4 protein-coding genes are annotated in these 4,092 nt (G+C 48.0%); all 4 read left to right on the top strand.

The window, feature by feature from the left end; all coding sequences use genetic code 11:
• The first annotated feature begins 279 nt into the window (after window positions 1-279).
• Window positions 280-1,515, top strand: coding sequence for an ATP phosphoribosyltransferase regulatory subunit (locus tag QT974_RS32020; RefSeq protein ID WP_333472402.1), 1,236 nt, complete (start codon window positions 280-282; stop codon window positions 1,513-1,515).
• A gap of 304 nt (window positions 1,516-1,819) precedes the next feature.
• The gene (locus QT974_RS32015; protein WP_333472401.1) at window positions 1,820-2,047 is read left to right on the top strand and encodes an indolepyruvate ferredoxin oxidoreductase subunit alpha; all 228 of its coding nucleotides are present in this window, start codon (window positions 1,820-1,822) and stop codon (window positions 2,045-2,047) included.
• 205 nt (window positions 2,048-2,252) lie between these two features.
• Entirely contained in the window at window positions 2,253-2,732 is a 480-nt protein-coding gene (locus QT974_RS32010) for a M67 family metallopeptidase (protein WP_333472400.1), read from the top strand.
• A 79-nt stretch (window positions 2,733-2,811) separates the two neighbouring features.
• Complete coding sequence (gene moeB, locus QT974_RS32005; protein ID WP_333472399.1) at window positions 2,812-3,981, top strand: molybdopterin-synthase adenylyltransferase MoeB; 1,170 nt, start codon at window positions 2,812-2,814, stop codon at window positions 3,979-3,981.
• Window positions 3,982-4,092: the final 111 nt, after the last annotated feature.

Genomic DNA, 4,092 nt, shown 5'->3' with positions numbered 1-4,092 from the left:
GTTGTCAGTTGTCAGTTGTCAGTTGTCAGTTGTCAGTTGTCAGTTGTCAGTTGTTCAGTTGTCACTTGTCAGTTGTCAGTTGTCAGTTGTCAGTTTTGAATCGTTGAAAAGATAATACGGCGGTTTCAATCGCCCGGTCTTCTGATCCCAAGCGTATTGTTGATACCTTAATTTGTTAAAGTCGAATGTTAGGCTTGCCGCGTTCGACTTTAACACCGTCCCCTCAAGCTAAGCTTCTAAGCGGAATCAAAAATTTCAAGTCTAAAATCTAAAATTGATATGGTTCACCAACCCCCATCGGGTGCAAGAGATTTATTGCCCCTTGACGTTGCTCAAAAAATTGCGATCGAACGGCGCTTGCAGCAGGTGTTTCACCGCTGGGGCTATCACCGGATTATTACTTCTACTCTCGAAAGGCTGGAGACTTTGATGGCTGGGGGCGCGATCGACCGATCGACCTTAATTCAACTCCAAGACGCTGAAGATGGAGAACTCGGCTTGCGGCCGGAATTGACAGCATCCATCGCCCGGGCGGCTGCAATGCGGATGTCCGGGACAAATTGGCAGCCCCAGCGCCTCTACTACAACGCCAACGTCTTCCGCAAAGGCTCAGATACGGGTTCAGGCGGGCAACAGGAGTTCTATCAAGCGGGGGTAGAACTGCTGGGCGCGGGGGGGAGCGTTGCGGATGCGGAAGTGCTGCTGCTGCTGTCTGAGTGCTTGCAAAACTTAGAAATTGATGACTGGCATTTGGTGCTAGGAGAAGCGGGTTTGACTGCAACTTTGCTAGAACCATTTGGGCCAAATGTACGCCAAAAAGTGCGCGGCGCGATCGCCAATCTCGATCGCATAGCCTTAGAAACTTTGCCGTTGTCGGACGAATTGCGAGAAAGAGCTCTGCTGTTGTTTGACTTGCGCGGCCGCCCAGAAGATGTATTTGAGATAGTGGCGAAGCTGGATTTAGATGTGCCGCAGCAAGCCGCGTTAAATGAACTCAAAAGTGCGATCGAACTGCTGGAAAAATGTCAAGCAAAAATCCCCAATCTCAAATCTCACATCCACCTCGATTTGAGTTTAATTCAAACCTTTGACTATTACACTGGAATAGTGTTTGAAGTTGTCAGCAGCAGCAAAAGCGGACAGCGAGTGTTAGGACAAGGCGGACGGTACGACCAACTGCTAGGACTGTTCGACCCCCAAGGGCAAAATTCCCCCGGCATCGGCTTTTGTCTGAATATTGAAGATTTGCACCAAGTTTTGTTGACAGAGGGTCAATTGCCCACAGAGACAGCAGCCAGCGAATGGTTGGTAGTGCCTCAAACAGCGGAAGCAGCGGCGGCGGCCTTTGATTATGCCCGCAAACTCCGAGAGTCCAGTCACCTAGTGCGGGTGGAAATAGATTTAGAGAATCGGGAGACAGAAGAGGCTGCTAGAGACTACGCGCGCGATCGCAGAATTGGTCAAATTGCCTGGGTAAATGCCGAAGGCGTCCCAACAATTGAAACAGTAAACTAGGATTTGTTTGAAACCTAATTCCCAAGATCGCGTCCCACAAATTACCAGCAAGAAAAACGGTTAATAGTGAGGACTTCAGTCCGCAAAAAAAACCTAGAACTCGCATTCCTCACTGCCAACCAATTGTACTGCTGTAGTTAGAAAGACACGATATAGCGGTTCTCAAAAAAGTGAGGTATACCCACGGAAGCCTATGCCCTATGCCCTATGCCCTATGCCCTATGCCCAGTCGTACCTCATCTTTCTGAGAAAGGCTATATAATGTCCAATCCAAAATCTAAAATCTAAAATCTAAAATAGAAACATGGCGCACACTATCGTTACAAATATTTGCGAAGGAGTTGCTGATTGCGTCGGCGCTTGTCCGGTTGCTTGCATTCACCCCGGCCCCGGCAAAAACGTCAAAGGCACTGATTGGTTTTGGATAGACTTCAATACCTGCATTGACTGCGGCATTTGTTTGCAGGTGTGTCCCGTCGAAAATGCGATCGTCCCAGACGAACGGCCAGAATTGCAGCAAACACCCGCTTAATAGCAATTGAGGGCTAGATAGCCCAGCACTTACGCACGGCATTATCAACCCGGTTTCGTCAGAGATTCTTCGTTAATAAACTAAAGAATTATGAAAAGAAACCGGGCATATTTAACATTAGTTATATAAAATATTCCCTTCCCTTCTCCTCTCTTCCTTCGCGTCCTTAGCGCCTTCGCGGTTCGTTAAAAAAAGCCTATAAAAAATGCAAAATATCGCACTCACCCCCGAACAAATATTATCAATCCGCAGCCACGGAGAAAGCGCTTATCCAGAAGAATGCTGCGGTTTATTGTTAGGTACGATCGCTGACGATATTAAAACTTTAGTAGAAGTTTGGCCGGCTGACAATGCTTGGAGTGTCCAAGCCCCGGAGAATTGGCCCGAACAAACAGCCTTGACAGAAAGACGCAGGTATGCTATTAAGCCTGAAGATATGTTGCGGGCGATGAAACACGGGCGCGAGATGAATTTAGACATCATCGGCATCTACCATTCTCACCCGGATTGTCCGGCAGTGCCCTCGGAGTGCGATCGCACCCTAGCCTGGCCGCAATACTCTTACATCATCGTGTCCGTGCGGCAAGGCACTTCAGAACACCTCCGCAGTTGGAGTCTTGACGCAGAGGGGAACTTTCAAGCAGAGGAAATTATCGTAGCCGAACCGACTCAGATTAAGAAATAATTACTAAACATAACAAACACGTAAAAATGCGAAAGATTCAGATAGGATATAATTCAAAATCGGGACTATAGAGAATATCATGCTAAATCCTAATCTGGACGAGATCCAGCTCAACAAACAAGAATACGAACGCTACTCTCGCCACCTGATCCTGCCAGAAGTTGGATTGGAAGGGCAGAAGCGTCTCAAAGCAGCCAGCGTGCTCTGCGTCGGTACGGGAGGACTCGGTTCGCCGCTGCTGCTGTATTTAGCAGCCGCTGGTGTTGGCCGCATTGGGATTGTAGACTTTGATGTTGTAGACCATTCCAATTTACAGCGCCAAGTAATTCACGGCACTTCTTGGGTTGGGAAGCCGAAGATTGATTCGGCGAAAAATCGCATTTTAGAAATCAATCCTTTTTGTCAAGTTGATTTGTACGAGACTCGCGTTAGTTCCGAAAATGCGATCGCCATTGCCACTCCCTACGATATCATCATCGACGGTACCGACAACTTTCCGACTCGCTATTTAATGAACGACGTTTCGGTGCTTTTAAACAAGCCCAACGTCTACGGTTCGATCTTCCGATTTGAAGGACAAGCCACAGTTTTCAACTACGAAGGCGGCCCGAATTACCGCGATTTGTACCCAGAACCCCCACCTCCTGGAATGGTTCCTTCCTGCGCCGAAGGCGGCGTTTTAGGCGTTTTACCTGGAGTAATTGGCTGCATTCAAGCCACGGAAGCTATCAAAATCATCTTAGGTCAAGGTACAACTTTGAGCGGCAGATTGTTGCTGTACAACGCCTTAGATATGACATTCCGCCAACTGAAATTGCGGCCCAATCCAGTGCGTCCGGTAATTGACAAGTTAATCGATTACGAACAATTCTGCGGTATTCCTCAAGCTAAAGCCGAGGAAGCAGAACAACAGAAAATTCCTGAAATGACTGTCATGGAACTTAAAAAATTAATCGACAGCGGCGCCAAGGATTTTGTCTTGTTAGATGTTCGCAATCCTAACGAGTATCAAATTGCTCAAATTCCGGGGTCGGTTTTAGTGCCTTTGCCGGATATTGAACACGGCCAAGGTGTCGCCAAAGTCAAGGAATTGTTGAACGGGCACCGCTTGATTGCACACTGCAAAATGGGCGGCCGTTCTGCGAAGGCCTTGGGCATTTTGAAGGAAGCCGGAATTGAGGGAATTAATGTTAAGGGCGGGATTACTGCTTGGAGTCAAGAAGTAGATTCGTCTGTTCCTCAATATTAAGATGTCCCGGCGATTGAAATCGCGGCGACACAGACAAAACCCACCTCCGTGGGTTGAAGATGTCCCGGCGATTGAAATCGCGGCGACACAGACAAAACCCACCTCCGTGGG

Origin of the sequence: Microcoleus sp. BM001215392, assembly GCF_036700185.1 — a bacterium.
Classification (GTDB): domain Bacteria; phylum Cyanobacteriota; class Cyanobacteriia; order Cyanobacteriales; family Microcoleaceae; genus Microcoleus.
The sequence above is the reverse complement of the archived record's forward strand: the minus strand, read 5'-3'. Positions and strand labels throughout refer to the sequence as shown.

What these genes read in the sequence shown, in the direction of transcription:
- QT974_RS32020 (WP_333472402.1), top strand. Translation starts at nt 280, where the DNA reads ATGGTTCACCAACCCCCATCGGGTGCAAGAGATTTATTGCCCCTTGAC.
- QT974_RS32010 (WP_333472400.1), top strand. Translation starts at nt 2,253, where the DNA reads ATGCAAAATATCGCACTCACCCCCGAACAAATATTATCAATCCGCAGC.
- QT974_RS32015 (WP_333472401.1), top strand. Translation starts at nt 1,820, where the DNA reads ATGGCGCACACTATCGTTACAAATATTTGCGAAGGAGTTGCTGATTGC.
- moeB (WP_333472399.1), top strand. Translation starts at nt 2,812, where the DNA reads ATGCTAAATCCTAATCTGGACGAGATCCAGCTCAACAAACAAGAATAC.